This is a genomic window from Maridesulfovibrio zosterae DSM 11974 (genome assembly GCF_000425265.1).
Taxonomy (GTDB): Bacteria; Desulfobacterota; Desulfovibrionia; order Desulfovibrionales; family Desulfovibrionaceae; genus Maridesulfovibrio; species Maridesulfovibrio zosterae.
The window spans coordinates 434,250-455,403 of record NZ_AUDC01000010.1; the positions used below are offsets into that span (position 1 = coordinate 434,250).

A 21,154-nucleotide genomic window follows, 5' to 3' on the forward strand; every position below is an offset into this window, starting at 1 on the left:
GTCGCACTAATACTAGGTCACTGAAAAGTGTTGACGATAGACCCTGTCAAAAGTGTCCACCCATCAACCATGATAAAAAGTAATATTTTGAATGGCAGCGACACCATAGCAGGTGGCAGCATCATCATACCCATGGCAAGCAGGATACTTGCGATAACCATATCTAGAATGAGAAAAGGTATGTAAATAAGAAAACCAATGGTAAATCCAGTTTTAAGCTCGCTGATAGTGTAAGCGGCAATAAGGAGCATCGTATTTACATCCTCTTTTGTCTCAGGCCGCTTTTCACCCGTAATAGAATAAAAAATTGAAAGGTCTTTCTCTCGGGTATGCTTAAAAAGGAACTTACGAACAGGAATCTGTGCCTTATCCAAGGCCTCAGAAAAACCTATATCCTCATTGAGGTAAGGCTGAAGTGCTGTGTCATTAATGGCTTTACCTGTAGGCATCATAATGACCACGGTCATGAAAATGGCAAGAGAAGCCAGAATCTGGTTGGGCGGCATCTGCTGCGTGCCCATAGCTTGGCGTAAAAAATGAAAAACAATGATAATTCTGGTAAATGAGGTCATAGTCAGCATAATTGACGGTGCCATACCCAGAACAGTAAGCAGAAAAAGAATTTCAAGCAGTTTAGAGACCTGCTCAGGCTCTGACTGCCCTGCGGCAAGATTCAGAGTGAGGGTCGGTATAGTCTGATCCTGTGCAAAAACAATCGCCGGTAGAACCAGCAAAAGCACTGCACTAAGAGTCAGAAGAGCCGGTATTTTCTTTTTCAAGATATCCGGCAAATTCGCTTTTATTCTTAACATTCCCTTCATCCCTTGCATGAAGCAAAGTTATTCTGTCGTGAGTGATGCCAACTACCATTTCCCGATCACGGTATTTTATCACTGTGATATTCTGACGAGGTCCCAGGGGGAGCCTTTCAACAATTTGCAAATCGCCCTTTCTCGCACCGGGAAAAGAGCCACCAATATTAAATCGGCGCAAAAAATAATAAGCAAGCAACAGCATTGCCAAAATAAAAAAAAGTGCCCCGGACATCTTAAGAACTGACCCCACCCCGGCGTCAGGAACAAGTGGGACAACATCTGTTGCGTTAAGCAAGGTGTTTCACCCTTTCAATAGGACTGATGATATCAGTAAGCCTTATACCGAATTTCTCATTAATTACGACAGCCTCACCACGTGCAACAAGCTTTCCGTTAACATAGATTTCGAGAGGTTCACCAGCAAGCTTAGTTAACTCTACAACAGAGCCTGTACCAAGTTGAAGCAGCTCATTAATAAGCATTTTAGCACGCCCAAGCTCAGCTGAAACATCAAGTGGAATATCAAGAATAAAGTCTAGATCACGTCTGGAACCATCATGGCGAGGATTCTTAGCTTCATTGGTGAGGTCCTTGAAATCGGCATCGCGGGTTTGAGTACGGAGAAATTCCTGCTCTTTTTCTTTGCGGATATCGTCTCCGGTATCTTCAGCAAGTGCAGCAGCCCACTCATCTGCCAGTCCGTCGTCTCCACCGCCTCCGGCTCCTGCCCCCAAAAGATCATCTCCACCGGCATCACCGGACTCTGACAAAGCAGCAGCCCACTCATCTGCAAGGTCATCATCACTGGAACCGGCATCACCGGACTCTGACAAAGCAGCAGCCCATTCATCTGCAAGGTCATCATCTCCACCGGAGCCAAGATCTTCACCTAGAGGATCACTACCGTCAGAGTCATCAGTCAGTGCATCAGCCCACTCCTGTGCAAGTTTGTCCTGATCAAGATCATCTGATATCATTGCAGCTTACCTCCGACTATGTTCATCCCGTTATCCATAAAAATTGATTTTGCAGAGCAAAAAGACATAAAAACGACACTCCAACGGTCTATCTAGCAAAATCCATGCTACTGAATAACCATATCGGTAAAATATACCTGTAAAACTTTTGACCCACCCATAATCTGATTCAGCCGGTCAACAATTTCCTTCTTCAAAAGAATCTTGTTCTCCATACTGGAAAGGTCCTGAAATGTCTTGCTGGAAAGCAGCAGTATCAAAGTATCTTTAACCATAGGTTCTTTTTTCGACAATTCAGCTGAAGCTTCTTCACTGACAACTTCAACATCAATGCCAAGTTTAAGGTATCGACGTCCTAACGGATCTGCAAGGTTGACAACAAACACAGGTAAAGTCACGTTGAAACCGCTACCTGGCAATGGTGCGGCATCAGGGTCAACTGCTTTCGCTTCATCCGCAGCAACTTCAGCTGCATCCTCAGGCGGGGCAGCAAAAAACTTCTGATAGGCAAAAAATCCACCTCCACCAAGTGCACCCAGAAGCACAAGCAGTATAATCCACTTAACTAAGCCACCTTTTTTTTTCGGTTCTTCGCTACTTTCGTCAGCCATGTGTATCAAACCTCTTTAGTTATAATATCCTAGTATCCACCCATATGGGGAGTTGTTTTTATCAGTATCTCAACGCGTCTATTCTGATTGCGTCCCTCTGGACTAATATTACTATATAACGGGAACATCGGACCATAAGCAGATACACTCAACCGCTCGTTAGCAATACCCTGCTTAACAAAATATGTCAGTACCGCCATTGCCCTGTCACCGGAAAGCTGAAAATTTGAAAGACTCATTCCACCTACATTATCAGTGTATCCTGAAACATTCACATCAGCCGTCCCAAGATAATCAAGCACCGGAACAAATTGGTAAAGCAGCATTTTAGCACTATCATCAAGCTCCGACTTTCCTAATGGAAACATTAGCTTATCAGTCAGTACAAGAGCAACTCCCTCCGGCTTTGCCAGAACTTTAAGATTTTCATTAAGAGTAGCCCGATCCATCTCTGGAGGCAGTACATCATCTGGAAAGAGTAAATCTTTAATTCTGTTCTGTCTCTCCAAAACTTCCCATGGTCTTTCAAGAAATTCGCTGACCAGCTTAACCTTAGCTGTAACCCTACCGGAGCCACGTTTATCTAGAAAACCAAGCTCAGCAGGCATTATGGTAACCCTCGTGATAAAACTATGGTCCATGGAAGCCATACTTAGCAAGAGCACAAAAAAAGTCAAAAGCAAGGTCACCAGATCAGAAAATGTGACCAGCCATGCTCCTCCCGGATCTGCTGGTTTTTTTACTTTATCACGCCCCATATCTTTCCATCACTGTTTTTGCTGACCGGCACCGCCGGTCCCTTCAATGGGAAACTCAAAACCGTCAAATTTAAAAGAATCATCTTTACGCTTAGGAGGCTGATACTCTTTAACTTCACGCGCAATATCAGCACTTCTTTTATCAAGCACAAGATCAACTCTGCGATTCATCTTACGCCCTTCAGCATCGTTATTTGTGTAACGTGGCCTGAATTTTCCAAAAGCTTCAAGTTTGAGCATTTCTGGGTTCATCCCACTTCTGACAAGGTAATTATAAACCGCAAGCGAACGACTAAGCGAGATCTTCCATGAGATATCAGGAATCAGGTTCTTGTCTTCAACCCTATAATCCTCTCCAAGTTCATCACGTAAAATAGAAGTGTGTCCGGCTATAAGCACTGGATGCTTGACCCGCTTGAGAATTGGAAGAATTGTATCAAGTATTTTAGCACCCTTAACAGACACGGCAGTACTGTCTGGAGTGAAAAGTACATCAGCCCCAATGGAAAGAATCTGCACAAATCGATTGGACTCAAAGCGCAAATCTTCTTCTGCAAATTCCCAAAGAAGGGGCTTTATCGGTTCAAGATCAGACTGAACCTCCATTGGCCCAACCTCGACAGTACGGCGGGAATCTCCATGAGATAGGACATCATACCCTCTGCTGCCGAAACCAAAGGTTCCTATAATAGAACCAAGAACAACCAGTTTACGCCGCTCATCAACAACAGACATGCTTACAAGCAGAACAAAAAAGGTAAGCATCAAGGTCATAAGATCACTGAAAGTAATCAGCCATAACGGCTGACCTTCCGGTTCTTCTGGCTTTTTCTGTCTACCCATGCACTCCCCCGCTCACCTGCCTGACCGCAGAATTAGTCTGTTATTTTACGTATTTTAGGCGGTAAAAAGCTATTCAACTTCTCTTCGATGATCTTGGGGTTTTCTCCTTTGGAAATAGAAATAATTCCTTCCATAACCATTTCACGCAGCAGGACTTCCTCCTTACTACGTGTTTTCAGTTTTCCGGACATAGGTGTGAAAACGAGGTTGGCGAGAATAGCTCCATATAACGTTGTCAGCAATGCAACGGCCATAGCAGGACCGATTGTACTTGGGTCACTCATTGTCTGAAGCATCTGAACCAGACCGATAACAGTACCGATCATACCCATTGCAGGAGCAAAATCAGCAAAAATTTTTAATATTTCAGCCCCGGTCTCATGCCGGTTCTCAAGGTACTGAATTTCGGTTTCAAGGATCTCCTGGATAACCTGCGGCTCAAGACCATCAACTGTTAGCTGAAGTCCTTTACGAAGAAAATCGTCTTCAATTGATTTCAATGCTGGTTCGAGAGAAAGGATACCTTCGCGACGGGCACGATTGGCAAAATCCATAAACTTATCAATAATATCCTGAGGAGATTCAAGAGTTGAAAAAAATGTCTTTTTAATAACTCCGACTACACCGACAACATGTCCCATCGGGTAGTTAACAAGCGAAGCTCCTATAGTCCCGCCCACAACAATAAGCAGTGAAGGAACAGATATAAAAATACCCAAGGGACTTCCGACAAGAATAGCCGCAAGTACCAGCCCGAATGAAAGAACTATCCCTATGACTGTACCCAGATCCATTCAATCCGCCTGTGGGTAAGTTTATGAATCTAAAAAATCAGATTCAAATTAATTACAAAGCCCAGTCTAAACAAGCGTTCATAAACAGCCTGATTCTACTCAGGCTGTCACACTTTAATTATATCCAGGCCTTTGCCCAAAGATCTTTGTTCCAACTCTGACCATTGTGGAACCTTCCTCAATAGCCACCCGATAGTCTCCAGTCATGCCCATGGATAACTCAGGAAGTTTTATTCCGAAAAGCTTCTCCATCCCCTCAGCAAGCATACGTAATCTTGCAAAATAAGGTCTGGCTCCTTCCGCATCATCGAAAAAAGGAGGCAGAGCCATGAGACCCTTGAGATTTAAATTCTCAAGTTCCATTATCTCTTCAACAAATGCAGGCAGCTGCTCTTCACCTACTCCGCACTTTTGACCTTCACACGCGGTATTAACCTGAATAAATACATTCTGAACAACACCAAGTGACTCAGCTTTTTTATTCAACAACACAGCAAGCTTAGATGAATCTACGCTATGCACTGCACTGAATTTTCCAGCTACATACTTAGCTTTCTTTGACTGCAAACCGCCAATGAAATGCCAATCGATATCAAGGCCAGACAATTCTTCCTGCTTTGCTAGTGCTTCCTGCACATAGGACTCACCAAATGAGCGATGCCCTGCTCGATACAAAATTTCAATATCAGAGGCAGCATGTAGCTTAGATACAGCCAAAAGCTTTACTTCATCAGGTTTACGGCCAGCCCGTGCAGTAGCATTCAGCACTTCATCTTTAACCTCTGCAATATTTTCAATCAGCTCTTTTTCCCTATTACTCATCTTCTTACCACCGCATTTTTCAAACGGCCTATACTAAAATTCGGTTGATTATATAAATTTCTTTAATAAAAAGAAAACAAAAGAACAAGAAACCATCCTAAACAGGTTATTCACCCAGTCCGAGTGACCGCAAAAAACCAACATCTTCGGTCCAGCCTTCACGGACTTTCACCCAGATTTCCAGCATAACCTTCATCTCCAACATCTCTTCAAGTTCTTTACGTGCCTGTGTACCGATTTTCTTTAAATTCTGTCCACCCTTACCAATAATCATGCCCTTATGGTTTTTCTTGGTAGTGTAGATGATAGCCCCGATATTTACGATACCTCTCTCAGGCTCCTCATTCCAGAATTCAATCTCAACAGCTGTAGAATATGGAAGTTCCTGTTGCAAGCTCATAAAAAGTTTTTCACGAACAGTTTCAGCGGCCATAAAACGCATCGGGACAGTTGAAACCTGATCTTCAGGAAACATCGGAGCCCCTTCAGGAAGGCTTTCAACTACTTTTGAAAGCAGAACATCAGCACCTTCCCCTTTAAGGGCAGACACAGGAAAAAACTCAGCTTCAGGCCAGAGCTCCTGAGCTTTCTGCATAACAGGAAGAAGTTTCGCCTTATCTTTAACTTTATCGACCTTATTGACTGCCACAAAAAGTGGACGACCGGAATGATTAACAGGCTTAATTATAGGGGCAAGCTCCTGCTCCATCAGGTGAGGCTTCAAAGAATAGAGAGCTGCATCAAATAAAACAACAATAGCGTTGGAACTCCCAAGAGCTTCCCATGCAGAATCAAGCAGAAATCTGTTCATTTTGCCACGCATGCGATGAATACCCGGTGTATCCAGAAAGACAACCTGCGCATCATCGTTACTCAAAATACCGCTGATGCGGTTACGAGTAGTCTGCGGTTTAGGAGATACAATGGCAACCTTCTGCCCCAGAAAGTAATTCATAAGAGTTGACTTGCCAGCATTAGGCGGACCGATTAACGCCACCCAGCCAAATTTATATTCAGACATTTTTATTAATTCCTTTAAATTTTAACTTCATATTATTAAAACAGATTACATTAGATATATCTGCATGTTACACAACATAAGAAATAAACATGCTATACGCAATATGCTTTGGGCAGTTTAAATAGCAATGGGAACAAATCACACAGCCTTTATATTAGACACATCTATAATCTCAGCTGCTCAAAAATGTGTTCTCCTACCGGCAAGCATTCAAATGCGAAACTACACGAAAAATGGCTATGACGCCAATTGGGATAATCAGCAATGCTTAATGAAAAGCTTAATTAATGGCAAAACCCTTTCCGAGCAACCTCGGAAAGGGTTAATTAATCAATTTGTGATATTAGAAAAAGTCTAACTTACTTCTAGCCACGGCAAATACTTGTTACCTGACAATAAGTTATGCCTCATCATCCTCTCTAGTATAACCACATCCCTTTTCGGGACATGCAATATGAGCCCCTTTAGCCTTAGTGGTCTTTTTGACCAGCACGGGGTGATCACATTTAGGACACGGTCCATCAATAGGAGGGTACCAGACAGCATAATCGCAATCAGGATACTGATCACAAGAGTAAAAAATCTTTCCTCTGCGAGAACTTTTTTCGACCAGCTCACCCTTACATCCTTCACGCGGACATTTAACTCCGGTAGAGAACGGTTTGGCATGCTTACAATCAGGATAATTAGAACAAGCGATAAAACGGCTTCCGGTACGGGCATGCTTAATTATAAGCTCCCCGTCTTTACAGTCAGGACATTTACCAACCTTCATAGCTTCAGGCACTTCAACAACTTTGACTTTGCCATCGTCGTCACGCTCAAAATTCTTGATGTTGCGGCAATCAGGGTATCCGGAGCAACCTAAAAATTCACCCCGGCTTGAGCGTTTGATCGTCATAGGAGAACCGCACTTTTCACAAGTAATACCTGTATCTTCGACAGGTTGTTCTTCTAGAATGACAATCTTACCCTTTTCATCACGAGTAAAATTTACAATACTTTTACAGTCAGGATAATTGGAGCAACCTAAGAATTCTCCTGTACGGCCAAATTTAATGACCATTGGCGAATTACATTTATCACAGGTAATGCCGGTATCTTCCCCACCCTTCTTCATCTCTTTTGATGCTGTCTCCAAAGTGGGATAAAAACCACCTACAAAATCCTTCATGAGCGAGGTCCACTCGATATTGCCTTCAGCAACATCATCAAGCTGCTTTTCCATAGCAGCAGTGAACCCAACATCCATAAGTTCTTTGAAATGCTCACTCAGCTGGTTGCTTACAACAAATCCAAGCTCTGTAGGTATAAATTTCTTTTCTTCAAGAGTAACATAGCTACGATCCTGAATTGTGGAAATAATAGATGCGTAAGTTGAAGGACGGCCGATACCTTTTTCTTCAAGCTCCCGGACAAGGGATGCTTCAGAATAACGGGCTGGAGGCTGAGTAAACTTCTGCTCACTTTCCAGCTTGTTAACCTTAAGCACTTCGCCTTTCTCAAGCTTAGGAAGTTCAATCAGCTTTTCATCACCGGTTTTACCGGTCACACGCATAAAACCGGGAAAAAGTAATCTTTCCCCCTTGGAACGCCAAACGGTATTCTTTGCATTGATAGTAACGACTGTATCCCAAAACCTGGCAGGAGCCATCTGAGAAGCAATAAAACGGCTCCAGATTAGCTTGTAAAGCTTAAACTGATCTGCTGGCAGAAATGCTTTTACGTCTTCAGGCTGAATATTAGCATCAACAGGTCTGATAGCTTCGTGCGCATCCTGAGCGCTACCCTTAGATTTGTATGACATGGGCTTAGCAGGATAAAACTCCTTACCATATTTATCTAAGATGAGTGCTTTTGCAGTGTCGCGGGCTTCATCAGCAATACGAACAGAGTCAGTACGCATATAAGTGATGAGCGCAGTTGTTCCTTTGTCACCAAACTCAACACCTTCATATAAACGCTGAGCAACAGTCATTGTCCGCTTTGCAGAATAACCAAGCCGGCGGTTGGCGTCCTGCTGCAGAGTGGATGTAATATAAGGAGGAAGCGGATTACGTTTGCGCTCTTTTTCAGTAAGGTCGGTTATCTCGAACGGAGCACCTTTTAAGGAGCCTTCCAGGGCTTCAGCTTCATCAGCGGAACCAATCTCAGCCTTATTACCATCAACCTTCCAGAGATCGGCAATAAAAGGTGGTGGATTGCTACCTTCCAAATGAACCTTGAACAGCCAGTACTCCTCAGGAATAAAAGCCCGTCTGGCTTTTTCCCTTTCAACTACAAGCTTAAGTGCTACAGATTGTACACGCCCGGCAGAGATACCTCTTTTAACTTTTTTCCAAAGAATAGGAGAAATTTTGTACCCGACTAAACGGTCCAGTATACGACGGGCCTGTTGAGAATCAAAAAGCTGCTCGTTGAGAGGCTTAGGATGCTTCAGCGCTTCTTTTACGGCACGGGCAGTAATTTCGTTAAACTGAATACGGCTGATATTTTGGTTAACTTCTTTAATAATAGCCGCAACATGCCACCCAATAGCCTCCCCTTCACGGTCGGGGTCAGGTGCCAGATAAACGTGGTCAGCCTTAGCTGCCGCTTTTTTCAGCTTACTTACTACATCCTCTTTACCGGGGATAACTTGATATTGGGGGGTAAAATCACCGTCTTCATCAACTCCTAGCTTGTTTTTTGGCAGGTCACGCACATGACCGACAGACGCAGCCACCTGATAGTTCTTGCCAAGGAACTTGCTAATAGTCTTCACCTTTGCCGGGGACTCAACAACAATCAAATCTTTGCTCATAGTTTGGAGCCTATAACCATCAAGAGGACACTATGCAACTATAAAAAGTGCATACAGGAAGCTTTTCAGCGGGCAAAATCCCTAAGGACAACCAAGTAAGATTATTTTTAAACCACTAAATAATCAGGAAGAAATGCATTTTTTTAATGCTGCTAAATTTTTTTGTAAAATTTTTATTTCACTTTCATCACGAGCGGCCAATTCCAGTTTTTTTGCATTGACCGTCACTTCAGGTAATCCGAAAGTTCGAGCTGACCCAGCTATGGCATGAGCCCCCTTATATAGTTTAACCAGTTCAACATCTGAACCTGATAATTCATATGCTGACAGATATGCCTCAAGCTCAGCAAGTCTGTCACCAAGGGCAGCAGCGTATTTTTTATTCAGCTCAATAAGCTGCTTCTCAAAACTTTTCAAAGTACCCCCACATCAGTCAGTTGCGGACACTTTTCATTACCTATTACTTATAATTCAAAAAAAGATGCCCGCATTTAATTAATGCGGGCATCATACATTTAACTCTTATTTATGCAACTTCTTACAACGTCAGCTTCGTTTGGAGCTATTCATCAGCAGATAACCACTGCCTATTATCACAAGCGATATAGCTAAGAAGTGTATAAACATATCCTTCTGGATAGCACCCCAGATAATATAAAGAGATCCTGCACCGGCGAGCATAGGGCAGATAAATCTGCTGATACTTCCCAGATCGGTGAAGGTTTTCATTACCCAGATATAAATAGATATATAAATCACATAAATAAATGCGATAGGAAGTTCAGATATATCCATGAACTGTCCCCACCAGCCATTAAAATTTCCATACCAGACAACCAGCCACATACAGGAAAGAAAATAACCTATAAGAGCAGAATTAATAGTACTATTTGTTTTGGGGTTAACTTTACTGAAAAACTTGGCCTTAGGACCAAGATTTCTTGAAGCTATGGAATACATTCCGCGAGCTGACCCCATAATCAAACCGTTAAGTGTCCCAAGACAAGAAATAATAACAAAAACAGTAAGAATAGTACCACTCAGCTTACTGAAAATAAGAGAAATAACCATAACAGGTGCAGCGTCACCTTCAGTAAGGACCTGATCGTTCGTAAGCACACCGGAAATCCCCATGTAGTACAACATGTAGATAGCCATAACTACAATGGTACCGACAACAAGAGCCCTCGGCAGGGTTCGTTTTGCATCTTTAAGCTCTGCATTGATAACGGTAGCAATGATCCAGCCTTCATATGCAAAGGCTGTTGACAGAGTAGCAACAGCAAGCCCACCACCGCTGCTCGAAACACTTTGAGCAGCGTGTACAAAATTTTGCATAGTCTGCCCACTAATAAGACCGGCAACTCCCCCAACAACGGCAACAAGACCAAGAGGAATCAGTTTTATCACTGTTGATGTGACCTGCCACTTTCCTGCAAGCACAGGAGAAAAGTAGTTCAACAAAAAGAAACCTGTAAGGTAAAAAAACGAAATCGGCCATACACCCTGTTTAAGTCCCAATAATCCAACAGTATAGTTAGCTGAAACCCATGCCAAAACGGCAACAAGAGTAGGGTAATAAATAAAAGTAAGAAACCAGGCGACTAAATATCCGGCTTTTTCCCCATAAGCTTCTTCAAAATAATCAACCACACCGTTAACTTTCTCAATACGTGTTGCAATATTTGCAAAAACAAATGCTGTTACAACCATAATTAAGCCACCGATAATCCACGCAGTCAGCGCAGTTGTCAGGCTGCCACCAGCAGCATTAAGAACATCATCGGCCTTAAAAAAAACACCGGAACCTATTACAATTCCGACCACCATTGCAGTAGCAGTCCAAAATCCATATTTCTTCTCTAAATTTTCCATCCCTGACTTCACCCCTTTCATACTACTTTCAAAAATTTTCTCCGTATTTCAAAAACATATGCATCATTAAAAAGTTACATACGAAAAAAAACCTCAACACTTAAACGGCGCAATTAGACATACCTAAAAGATTACTGCGGCAGATACATATGAAAATTTGTCACACTGCTCGCATAATAAGGCACAAACAAATCTCTTTGCGCCCATATTTTAATCATGTCCAGATTTTTTTGCCCTTTTTGTCAAAAAATTAAATTGATGTAAAGAAATTGTGCATATGAAAATTTTAAACCTATTTTCATGATCAAAAACATGATTTGCATACAAAATCATAGCTAAAGCCATTTTATTTTTAATAACTATAACTGTATCAAAATAAAGTTTTTAAGCTATTTGGATTTAAAATATTAAAGACTTTGTAACCTTAATTTTTAGCTACCAAACCAATACGGGCTGTTGATGGAATTAAATTCCAACAACAGCCCGTACAAAGCTAATTCGCTGTAATAAAGACAAAATACTATTTACCTAAAATCAAACTGTTGTTGACGATGTTTACGCTTTTCTTTCCATTCCATAAATCCCATAAGCAAATCCCACTCAACCGGAATTATAAAGAGAGTCAGAAAAGTAGCAGTACACAGTCCGGTTACAAAGGTTGAAGCCATTGCACCCCATACCAGTGAATAAGAAGGGAACCCTATAGCCATTGGTAACAATCCAAGTGTCGTAGTCAAAGTTGTAAGTAAAATAGGTCTTAGCCTGATACGTACCCCTTCACGCAAAGCATCTTTACGATTCATGCCCTCCTTATAAAGCCTGTTCATAAAATCAAGCAGAACAAGAGAATCATTAACCACCACACCTGTAACCCCGACAGTAGCAATAAAACTATTCACGGTAAAAATAGTTTGAGAAAAAAATGTTCCCAAAATAACACCGGTAAGAGAAAAGACTACTGCAGACAGTATAATCACCGGCTGAGCGTAAGATTGAAACTGAGTTGCCAGAATCAAATAAATCAACATAATTGCGATTAAAAAAGCATATATTAAAGATGTATATGACTTTCTAGTTGACTCATATTCTCCGGAAAAGTTTATTGTAGCACCTGGAAATTCACTCCGTACAGACTCATAAAACTTCTGAACACGATTTACAGCTGCAGGTGATGAAAGCTTTGATCCAGGCTTAATATTCGCTGTTATAGTTACTGCGCGTTGACTCATAAAACGGTTAAACTGCCCCGGTTCCATGTAAATAGAAACATTACAAATATCACCAAGTCGCACAGGACTTTCGTTGTGTTCAAGCACTGGAATTGAAAGGGCATCTTCAGGGTTATCTAAAAATTCAGGGTCAACTTTAAGCCGCAAATCAACGTCCTCATCAGCAAGTCTGAATTTACCAACAAACCGTCCGTCCAATACAGCCCCTGATAATGACGCAATCTGTTTAGGAGTCAGGCCGTACTCAGCAACCCTGCTATTGATCGGTTTAAACCTGAAAATACGGTTAGGGGTTCCATCATCGGTGGATAAATTGACTAAGTGTGGGCCTAACTCTTTGTTTTCCTGAATAAATTTCATTATCGCAGCAGATAACCCTTGTACGGATAAATGATCCTGACCAAGAATCCGCACGTTGATATCCTTACCAGCAGGTGGACCGTCCTTTTCTGGACGCACTCTGAAAGTCCAGCCGTCTTCGTCATACTTTTTGAGAGCATTGCGTATAAAATCAAGATGCTTACCTGGATCATTTTCAGGTGCATCGGAAAAAATCTGTTTATTTTTTGCTGGCATTTCAACCACAATATTTCCCAGATTGCTTCCGTGTACCGTCTCATAATCTTCATTTAAATAGAATCCGGCAAAAGCCGTAGCAGACTTAGTCATCCCGGGTCCCATTTTTTCCATAAAAACAGAAATCCGTTTAAGCTTATCAGAAGTAACTTCAATAGGTGTTGCAACCGGTCCTTCTAATTCAATATAATATAAAGAGTAGTCATCTGGAAAAAACTTGATTTTAATAAGCGGAATTGTGCCGGAAATGGACACTCCCAAAATAATCATAGCAATAACAAATGCCCCGAATACGGCTGTCAGTGAGATAAACCTGAAACGCATCACTATACAAAGAAGTCTATCTGTCCAGCGCCTGAGAGGTTGCATGAAAACAGGTTCACGAGTGAATTTTTCTCTATTCTGGATTAATTTATCTGCCCCCGGCCAATCAAGAAAATGTGGAGGAAGGATCAGCAGACATTCAATAAGAGAAGCCACTAGAGCAAATGTTACAGCTTTAGGCACCTGTGCAAAAAATTCTCCGGTAGAGCCGCTCATTATCAGCATAGGTAAAAAAGCAGCAACAGTTGTTGCTGTGGCAGAAATAACAGGCAAAAAAACTTCCGACGTACCGTCAATAACGGCCTCTTTAAGATTTTTCCCCTCCTGAACATGACGGAAAATATTCTCAACGACAACAATGGCATCATCCACGATAATCCCACTGACCAAAACAAAAGAAAACAAAGTAATCTGGTTAAGAGAACTTCCGGTCAGTTTCATGATGATCATAGTGACCAGAAATGCAAAAGGTACTCCGATAGTAGTCAACATGGCATTTCTAATGCCCATAAACAGATATATAACTATAAAAACCAGGACAATACCTACAAGAAGATTCATTCCCAAAGTGTTGATCGCATCGTCAATATGAAGACGCTGATCATTAGTCAGGATCAGCTTTACGCCCTCCTGTTCCAGCATATCCTTGAAAGAAGCTGTAATGGCTTCAACATCTTCTGCAATGGTCACGGCATTACCGTCTTCAGATTTAACGATCTTCAAAGTAACTGCGTTCTGACCGTTAATCGAAGTGATCACCTGCGGGTCACGATACGCAACCCGACCATCACTCATAACATCTCCGACAGTTACAAATGAACCATCACCATCCATTCTCACAATGGTATCGGCAATCTCTTCACGGGTTCGAAAACGTTCGTCAACAACAATGACATATTCGCCGCTGTTGGAAACAAAATCCCCCGCAGGAATAGAAACATTAGCATTTTCAAGTGCGCGAGCCACGTCATCAAAAGTCAGCCTAAAACGGATAAGCTTATGCGGATCAAGATTTAGATGAAATTCACGGGTATATTCGCCTTCAACCTCTACTTCATTAACTCCGGTAATTTTACGCAGCTGAACTTTCATTTCATCAGCCATCATTGCCAAAGCCCTGTTTGCACGATCACCAGCTAAGCAAACCCTGATTGCCGGTAACCATTCATTTACATTAATCTCAGTAAAAGTCGGAGGGTCCATTTCACGAGGCAAATCATTCTGGATAGATAAAACTTTAAACCTGAGTTCATCATAACTCTTTGCATAATCAGTATCATCAATAAACTTCACCAGGATACTGGACCGTTCACGAAAAGAGCGTGACCTGATATATTCTACGTTTTCAAGATCATCCAACGCATCTTCAATTTTCTTAGTCACAAGAGCTTCAACGTCAGATGGAGAAGCCCCTGGTAAAAAAGCATTAATAATGACCTTACCCATGTGAACGTTAGGGTAACGTTCAATAGGTAAATCGGTCATACTGAATATACCAACCACCATAAGCAGAATAAAAATAATATTAATAAAAACTGTCTGCTTAAGTGTGAATCGCATCAAACCTTTCATGCCATGCCTCCGACATAATTCCAGAGAACCTATAGGAAGGCCCTCCTAAGGATTAAATCATTTTGAACTGATAGTTCTAATGCTGCACTATCCTGCGACATTAAAGGTCGTTGTCCCGATGCCCTTAAAACAATACAGAATAATAACAGTCTAACTTTTGATATTAATAGGTAAATTTTAAGAATCGTCCCATAACAGCCATGAAAGTCATTAACGATTTCCTCTGCCTCTTTTTTCCGATCCAGCAAAGTTTATTTTGATTAATATGAAATAGAAATATTTCAGAAAAAGACTAATAAAAATACCGTTAAGGATTCAATAAAAATTCTTCTCCAGCTTTTACTGCTCTTGAGGAAACTCTTAATTTACCCTCACTGGCTTCGCCAAGGATAAGAACTTTTACCCTAACTCCATCAGGACGCACAATGAAGTTATCATCATAGGCTTTGACCAAAGATGAGACAGGAACAACTACAGCCCCTCCCGGGTCAGGCATTTCTAAATTCAATTCTGTACGCAGCCCACCCCTGAAATTAAATGTGGCTTTGCTTATTTCAAAATCAACTTCAACTTTACGGGTCTCAGGGTCAAAATCTGGCGAAATTCGTTCCAATTTAGCTGGGACAGTTATTCCAAGGTCTGGTAGAATAAACGTTAGCGATGATTTTATACTCTGCACTTTTTCAAGTTCTTTAATCGTCAGTGCGTAAGGAACTAAAAGAGTTTTAAAATTACCAAGCTCAGCAATTTTCTCACCTTTAGTTACCCATTCTCCCGGTTCTATATAACGCTTGATCACCCGCCATCCAGACGGAGCTCGTAAATTATAGCGCCGTAAATGCTCCCGGTTGACGTTAAGCTTTAACTGGATTGAGCGAAGTAGTGATTCAGCACTTTTCAAATTACGTATATGAAGATCGAGTTCCGACTGAGCTGCTGTATTCTTCTTAACCAGTTTAACATAACGCTCAGCCTCTTTGCTGTAATAGTTGACATCTGACTGCAAACGATCTCTATCTGCAACCAACTGAGCAATTTCAAGCTTGATAAAAGTTGGGTCAAGTTTAGCTAATTTACCATCAGAACCGATTATATCTCCGACATCAGCGTAAACATTTATACACATAGCCGATTCTTCACTGACCAAAGTCATACTGACACGCGGCCTCGTAAACCCTGTAAGAGTGATCAACCTTGATGCAGCTGTGGCTTTAAATGTCTTAGCATTACCAGCTGAGGCAATATCTGTTGAAACACAAATAGCAAAACTTGTAATAAACACAGCCAAGTATATAACTCTATAAAACATCGTTTTAATTTTCATCAATGCCCACACTATTGTATACTGTTACAAATAACATAAATTAAACAGAACTTTAGTAATCACAGTAACTCACTACTCAATTCAGTTATGCTTTCCATAATCAAATGTACTCGCACTGTAAATGCTGACCATACAAAAAACCGATTCAATCATTCTGATTGAATCGGCAAAATAAAAAAAATCTTAGAATTGTAATAGATGGCAGAAGTACTGCTATGACTGCCCATTAACCGATAGCAACTTATCCTGTTTCTGCATCTCAGAAGGAATAATTATTCTTATACAAGTTTCATTAGCAGAATCTGATGTTTTCATGGTCAAATCATAATGCATAGTATCTGCCATTAACTTTGCCGAGTATGTTCCAATTCCAGTGCCTAACCGTTTTCCTTCTGTAACAAACTTTTGAAAAAAATTATCCCTGATCTGTTGCGGAACAACTCCTTTATTACAAATATTAATAGCAGATATGCCTATACTAAAGAATTCAATCCGAACAACTTCACCAGCAGAAGAAGCTTCAATTGCGTTGATAATAAGTCCAGACATTAAAGAATAAACAAGGCGTTCCTCTCCATAAACAAACATTTTTGAGTTTTCATCTGTTTTATTATTATTCAGAAATGTCTCAATACCTACTTTACAGGTTGAAGACTTAGAACAACTCTGTTCTATAACTTGTCTGGCTACGCCCAAAATATCGACCTTTATCGGTGAATACTCATACTCACCTTTCTCCATTTTGAACATATCAAGGGACAGATCAATCATATGAAGCATATTGTGGCCGGAATCTTCAATCACCTTGATTAAATGTCTTTGCTCATCGGTAAGATTATCATCCATCAATAACAACCCCGGCAAACCTATGATTCCATTTAAAGGAGTCTTAAGATCATGTCGCATAATAAGATCAATATCATTTTTAAGACATTCCAAATCCTTCCTGTCGTTAATATCCTCTTTAACAGCCACATAACTGACAATTTCACCTTTATTATATACCGGCGAAATTGAAGCCGACTCCCAATATAAAGAACCATCCTTTTTCTTATTAAGAAGTTCAGAACGCCATGTTTCCCCGCGACTGACTGTTTCCCACATTCCTTTATAAAACTCGTCATCATGCTTACCGGATTTCAAAATACGTGGGTTTTGCCCCAGAGCCTCTTCCCGGCTATATCCAGTTTCCACTGAAAAATAAGGATTCACATATGTGATAGCGCCAGTAATGTCGGTTACGACGACAGAAACCGGAGCATTTTCAATTGCGCGGGTCAAAACCTTGAGTTTTTCTTCACCGCTTTTTCTCGCAGTCACATCAATTGCGATTCCTTCAAAAACAGATTCATTTCTTTCAAAATTAAAAGTCGTATATGAAATAATGGTAAGAAAATGCTCAGTTCCGTCAGAATGTATATATGATAATTCATACTCAGCAGTATCTTTCTTGCCGGAAATAATTTCATCTTTGTTCTTAGCGGCCTTTTCTAAAGAGTCAGAAGTCCATGGAACAAGATCAACACACTTAGATCCTATGAATTTCTCTGCCGCCCCATAACCAAGAAGTTCAACACCTTTACTTAGATTGATAAATTCACCACTAATCGTATGGGAGAAAAAAAAGAACCTGTCACTAAGCCGATCACTGATATGATCAAATCTCTCATTACTTTCACGCAACCCGTTTTCAAACATTTTACGTTTTGTAATATCAAGTACTACTCCATATGCACGGACGGTCTCTCCATACTTATCGTACTCAAATCCACCCTTCACACTTACATACCGTACTTCTCCGCTAGGCCTGATCACTCTGTGATCAAATATATAATTTTCTTTGTTTTCCATTGCACGGGTGTATAGATCCCGGACTTTTCTTCTATCATCAGGATGAACCCGTTTTAAAAAACTTTTCTGAGATGCTATATACTCTTCATCTACTCCAAAAATTTTATAAATCTCACTGGACCACCAAACTATACCGGTACAAATATCTAAATTCCAATTACCAAGACCGGAAATAGACTGAGCTTCGCAAAGCATCGCTCTGGTTGTCTCAATTTCATCATTTTTATTACTTATTTTATACACAGCGATGAAAATAGTCACCGCAATAAAAATCATAAATAAATTAACCAAGATAAATTCAGTACTGAAAAGAAACCATCCTAAAGCAGGAAGAACAAAAAAATCCAGCACCAACACGATTAAGATGGTTAGTACGACATATCTTAAAATTTTAATTGCTGTTTTATTTAACATTATGGATACAAATAATTAAAGGGAGTATGTTGTGACATTTGAATAATGCTTAAACTCAACTATATGCACAGCTAAAACACATCATGCTACAACAATAAAGTAATGCTGCAAGGACTATATTACGGTTTAGTATTGGCACTATTTACCGGGCATTGTAAGTTTAAAGGACAACTGCGCAAAACCAGAAAGCCTAAAACTCCTGCCACGGAAGAAGCCGCCAAAATACTGAACTTGGCATCTGCAATAAAAGGAGAACTGGCATCCCATGCAAGGGTTGCAATAAATATGGACATGGTAAAACCTATTCCGGCCAACAACGATGCTCCGACAAAATGGCCGGGAACAAGAGACTTCGGCATATCTGCCACACCAATCCGGATAGCAATCCAGCTGGCTGAACATATACCAACAGCCTTGCCTACTATAAGACCGAAAAATATCCCCAGACTTACCGGATGAAACACATCAATCCCACCACCATCACTGCTGAAATTGATTCCAGCATTAGCAAGAGCAAAAATAGGCATAATCCCAAAAGCAACAAAGTAATGCAGATTATCTTCAATCCTTTTAAGCGGAGGTGAAGCCATAAGCACATTCTTGTTCATAGAGCCAAGAGCTGAAAGCATTTCCTTATTTGAAAGTGTAACCTTACTTTTTCCTCCTCCAAAATCATAATCGGTAAGATGTTTTTGCATTGAGCCAATAAAATCACCGCAACATATTTTTGTGGTCGCTGGAATAGACATAGCTGCGAGTACACCTGCAACGGTCGCATGAACACCGCTTTTAAGAAATGCAAGCCACATAAGAATTCCAAAAAGAAGATAAGGTGTAGGCGACCTGACACCGGCCCTGTTAAGCAAGAGCATACAAACAAAAAACAAAAGCCCCAGCCCTATTATCCATAAAGAAACACCAGATGAATAGAAAACAGCGATCACAAGAATTGCGCCAATATCGTCGACAATGGCTACAGCTGTTAGAAATATTTTAAGACTTAACGGAACTCTGTCACCTAGCATTGAAAGAACTCCAAGAGAAAAAGCAATATCGGTTGCCATAGGAATTCCCCATCCATGCACAGAAGGAGTTCCTATATTAAAAACGGCATAAACAAGAGCGGGAACAACCATACCTCCAACAGCAGCAAAAATAGGTAATGATGCCTGCCGAAAAGAATTAAGCTCTCCTACAAGAATCTCACGCTTTATCTCTAGCCCGACCAAAAAGAAAAAAACAGCCATCAGACCATCATTAATCCAGAGAATTGCCGGTTTGGAAAGAATAAATTCACCAACTCCAACTGTAAGAGGAGCATTCTTAAAAGCCTCATACAGATACCCCCATGGGGAATTAGCCCAGACTAGAGCAATAATTGTCGTAATGATAAGTACCAAGCCACCGGATGATTCAATATGGACGAACTCATAAAAAGGCTGCATCATTTTATCAATGATGTGTGAATCATCTCTTGTTAAAACTTTTGCCTTACCCATTGTAGCTCCCTGTTTTTGAGTGCAATAATAAGTTATTCTGAATAAAACACATTATTATTTCAATTAAAAATGTATTTGTATTAACTTTTATCTTGGATATACCGAAAATATTCAGATTTCTATTTTTTTAATTATATAATTTTTTAAAAAACATTTTCCCAATATACCTGAAATGAGCAAAATTCCAATGAACACTAAAATACAACCAGCCAAATGGGTCCAATGCAATTCTTCCCCAAGCACCAGTGAAGAGAGACATACCGCTGTAACAGGCATTATCCCGGTAAAAATTCCGGCAATTGAAGCCTGCACATGTATAATCCCGGCAAACCAGAGCAGATAAGCCAGCGCTGTTACGACTAATCCATAATACACAAGAGCCAACCATGACTGTTCCTGAACAATATTAAGATCAGTTGTCATAAATTCATACACTCCTGATGGCAAAAACCAGAAAAAACCTAGTAACGAAATCAGCGTAGTTACTGCGAGTGGCGATAAAGGTTCTTTCACCCATTTACGTAAAACCAGAAAAAGTGACTCTGCTAACACAGCTCCCAAAACAAGTAAGAAACCGTACATATTACCAACCCCAGAACCACCGCTTGCTCCTGTACTTAAAACCATGACCCCGGCAATGGAAAAACAGATTCCAGCTATTGTTAAACCTGAAAGCTTATCCTTAAACAATCCCCAGCCGAGTACCCCCATGAATGCTGGAGTTGTACTGGTAATAATCCCGGCAGAAGCTGGGCTTATATATTTAAGCCCATATAACAGACAGACAGTAAAAAGAAATGAACCACAAAAGGACTGTAGGACTAAAACTCCACAACTTAATCGAGACAGTCTTGGCAATCCGCCTTCCTTAAAAAATAAAATCGGTAGCATCACTAATGATGCCAGCGCAAAGCGCATAGCTGAAGATAAAAATACGGGCAGACTTTCCACCATTATTTTACCAGCCACAACAGAGCTGCCCACAATAAACATAGCTAGAGAAAGATTAATATACTCTTTTAACATTCGATTACTCCTTTTATATT

At 40.8% G+C, this 21,154-nt stretch carries 17 protein-coding genes; all 17 read right to left on the bottom strand.

All coding sequences use genetic code 11. From position 1 onward, the window contains the following. Positions 1-17 precede the first annotated feature (17 nt). On the bottom strand, positions 18-812 hold the full coding sequence (fliP, locus tag H589_RS0102700; RefSeq protein ID WP_035074700.1) for a flagellar type III secretion system pore protein FliP: 795 nt from the start codon (positions 810-812) through the stop codon (positions 18-20). Continuing rightward, positions 745-1,110, bottom strand: a complete 366-nt coding sequence (fliO, locus tag H589_RS0102705) for a flagellar biosynthetic protein FliO (protein ID WP_027720608.1) — start codon at positions 1,108-1,110, stop codon at positions 745-747. Before fliO ends, fliP begins: the two co-directional genes overlap by 68 nt. Beyond that, positions 1,103-1,792: a flagellar motor switch protein FliN gene (gene fliN, locus H589_RS0102710; RefSeq protein ID WP_027720609.1), complete on the bottom strand. Its 690-nt coding sequence runs from the start codon at positions 1,790-1,792 to the stop codon at positions 1,103-1,105. The genes fliO and fliN overlap by 8 nt, the downstream gene beginning before the upstream one ends. 107 nt (positions 1,793-1,899) lie before the next feature. After that, positions 1,900-2,403 carry a flagellar basal body-associated FliL family protein gene (locus tag H589_RS0102715; RefSeq protein ID WP_027720610.1) on the bottom strand — a complete coding sequence of 168 codons (504 nt, stop codon included), beginning with the start codon at positions 2,401-2,403 and terminating at the stop codon, positions 1,900-1,902. Positions 2,404-2,432: 29 nt separating this feature from the next. Continuing rightward, positions 2,433-3,161 carry an OmpA family protein gene (locus tag H589_RS0102720; RefSeq protein ID WP_027720611.1) on the bottom strand — a complete coding sequence of 243 codons (729 nt, stop codon included), beginning with the start codon at positions 3,159-3,161 and terminating at the stop codon, positions 2,433-2,435. Positions 3,162-3,170: 9 nt separating this feature from the next. Then, positions 3,171-4,004 carry an OmpA/MotB family protein gene (locus H589_RS0102725; RefSeq protein WP_027720612.1) on the bottom strand — a complete coding sequence of 278 codons (834 nt, stop codon included), beginning with the start codon at positions 4,002-4,004 and terminating at the stop codon, positions 3,171-3,173. 32 nt (positions 4,005-4,036) lie between these two features. Then, the gene (locus H589_RS0102730; RefSeq protein WP_027720613.1) at positions 4,037-4,798 is read right to left on the bottom strand and encodes a motility protein A; all 762 of its coding nucleotides are present in this window, start codon (positions 4,796-4,798) and stop codon (positions 4,037-4,039) included. Between the two features lie 114 nt (positions 4,799-4,912). Further along, on the bottom strand, positions 4,913-5,620 hold the full coding sequence (locus H589_RS0102735; protein WP_027720614.1) for a YggS family pyridoxal phosphate-dependent enzyme: 708 nt from the start codon (positions 5,618-5,620) through the stop codon (positions 4,913-4,915). 106 nt (positions 5,621-5,726) lie between these two features. Then, positions 5,727-6,647 carry a GTPase Era gene (gene era, locus H589_RS0102740; protein ID WP_211225329.1) on the bottom strand — a complete coding sequence of 307 codons (921 nt, stop codon included), beginning with the start codon at positions 6,645-6,647 and terminating at the stop codon, positions 5,727-5,729. Between the two features lie 394 nt (positions 6,648-7,041). Further along, the gene (gene topA / locus H589_RS0102745; RefSeq protein ID WP_027720616.1) at positions 7,042-9,444 is read right to left on the bottom strand and encodes a type I DNA topoisomerase; all 2,403 of its coding nucleotides are present in this window, start codon (positions 9,442-9,444) and stop codon (positions 7,042-7,044) included. Between the two features lie 123 nt (positions 9,445-9,567). Next, the gene (locus tag H589_RS0102750; protein WP_027720617.1) at positions 9,568-9,861 is read right to left on the bottom strand and encodes an Hpt domain-containing protein; all 294 of its coding nucleotides are present in this window, start codon (positions 9,859-9,861) and stop codon (positions 9,568-9,570) included. Positions 9,862-9,990: 129 nt separating this feature from the next. Then, positions 9,991-11,319, bottom strand: a complete 1,329-nt coding sequence (locus H589_RS0102755; RefSeq protein WP_027720618.1) for an APC family permease — start codon at positions 11,317-11,319, stop codon at positions 9,991-9,993. 524 nt (positions 11,320-11,843) lie between these two features. Continuing rightward, a complete protein-coding gene (locus H589_RS0102760; protein WP_027720619.1) occupies positions 11,844-15,020 on the bottom strand; it encodes an efflux RND transporter permease subunit in 3,177 nt (1,058 codons plus the stop codon). Positions 15,021-15,327: 307 nt separating this feature from the next. Next, a complete protein-coding gene (locus H589_RS0102765; protein ID WP_245577035.1) occupies positions 15,328-16,302 on the bottom strand; it encodes an efflux RND transporter periplasmic adaptor subunit in 975 nt (324 codons plus the stop codon). 255 nt (positions 16,303-16,557) lie between these two features. Then, positions 16,558-18,471 (bottom strand): PAS domain S-box protein, encoded by a 1,914-nt coding sequence (locus H589_RS20245; RefSeq protein ID WP_245577028.1) that lies wholly within the window; start codon positions 18,469-18,471, stop codon positions 16,558-16,560. Between the two features lie 257 nt (positions 18,472-18,728). Continuing rightward, entirely contained in the window at positions 18,729-20,108 is a 1,380-nt protein-coding gene (nhaA, locus tag H589_RS0102775) for a Na+/H+ antiporter NhaA (RefSeq protein ID WP_027720621.1), read from the bottom strand. A 111-nt stretch (positions 20,109-20,219) separates the two neighbouring features. Continuing rightward, positions 20,220-21,134, bottom strand: coding sequence for a DMT family transporter (locus tag H589_RS19005; protein ID WP_051249595.1), 915 nt, complete (start codon positions 21,132-21,134; stop codon positions 20,220-20,222). Positions 21,135-21,154 lie beyond the last annotated feature (20 nt).